The sequence below is a fragment of the Clostridium algidicarnis DSM 15099 genome (genome assembly GCF_002934235.1).
GTDB lineage: Bacteria > Bacillota > Clostridia > Clostridiales > Clostridiaceae > Clostridium_L > Clostridium_L algidicarnis.
In genome coordinates this window covers 1,652-3,032 of record NZ_PTIS01000035.1, presented here as the reverse complement: position 1 = coordinate 3,032, position 1,381 = coordinate 1,652, and the positions used below count along the sequence as shown (strand labels likewise).

Annotated in this window: 1 rRNA gene (only partly in view); it reads right to left on the bottom strand. The window is 52.4% G+C overall.

Features of this window, described 5'->3' with window-relative positions:
- Positions 1 to 32: 32 nt before the first annotated feature.
- Positions 33 to 1,381 (bottom strand): 23S ribosomal RNA (locus BD821_RS13255); it runs 1,650 nt beyond the window's last position.

The following is a 1,381-nucleotide window of genomic DNA, read 5'->3' as shown; positions in this document are numbered from 1 at the left end:
TTCTTTCAAAACTGCATATGGTTTAAAATAATTTGGTCAAGCCCTCGACCTATTAGTATCAGTCAGCTTAATACATTACTGCACTTACACCTCTGACCTATCAACCTCGTGTTCTTCAAGGGGTCTTACTAGCTTACGCTATGGGAAATCTAATCTTGAGGTGGGCTTCACGCTTAGATGCTTTCAGCGTTTATCCCGTCCCGACATAGCTACCCAGCAATGCCACTGGCGTGACAACTGGTACACCAGAGGTCAGTCCATCCCGGTCCTCTCGTACTAGGGACAGCTCCTCTCAAATTTCCTACGCCCGCGACGGATAGGGACCGAACTGTCTCACGACGTTCTGAACCCAGCTCGCGTGCCGCTTTAATGGGCGAACAGCCCAACCCTTGGGACCTACTTCAGCCCCAGGATGCGACGAGCCGACATCGAGGTGCCAAACCTCCCCGTCGATGTGGACTCTTGGGGGAGATCAGCCTGTTATCCCCGAGGTAGCTTTTATCCGTTGAGCGATGGCCCTCCCACGAGGTACCACCGGATCACTAAGCCCGACTTTCGTCCCTGCTCCACTTGTAGGTGTCGCAGTCAGGCTCCCTTCTGCCTTTGCACTCTTCGAACGATTTCCGACCGTTCTGAGGGAACCTTTGGGCGCCTCCGTTACTTTTTAGGAGGCGACCGCCCCAGTCAAACTGCCCACCTAACAATGTCCGGCACCCAGTTTCATGGGTATCCGTTAGAACCTCAGTACTGTCAGGGTGGTATCCCAAGGGTGACTCCACTGAAGCTGACGCCCCAGTTTCTCAGTCTCCCACCTATCCTGTACAGACAATACCGAAATTCAATGCTAAGCTACAGTAAAGCTCTACGGGGTCTTTCCGTCCAATCGCGGGTAGCCAGCATCTTCACTGGCACTACAATTTCGCCGGATTTGCAGTTGAGACAGTGCCCAAGTCATTACGCCATTCGTGCGGGTCAGAACTTACCTGACAAGGAATTTCGCTACCTTAGGACCGTTATAGTTACGGCCGCCGTTTACTGGGGCTTAAGTTCATGCCTTCGCTTGCGCTAAGCATTCCCCTTAACCTTCCAGCACCGGGCAGGCGTCAGCCCCTATACTTCAGCTTTCGCTTTAGCAGAGACCTGTGTTTTTGCTAAACAGTTGCTTGGGCCTATTCTCTGCGGCCTACTTGCGTAGGCACCCCTTCTCCCGAAGTTACGGGGTCAATTTGCCGAGTTCCTTAACTGCAATTCTTCCGATGGTCTTAGGATTCTCTCCTCATCTACCTGTGTCGGTTTGCGGTACGGGCACTACTTTGCTCCCTAGAGGCTTTTCTTGGCAGCGTGGAATCAGATACTTCGGTCAAAATGACCTTCCCCATCA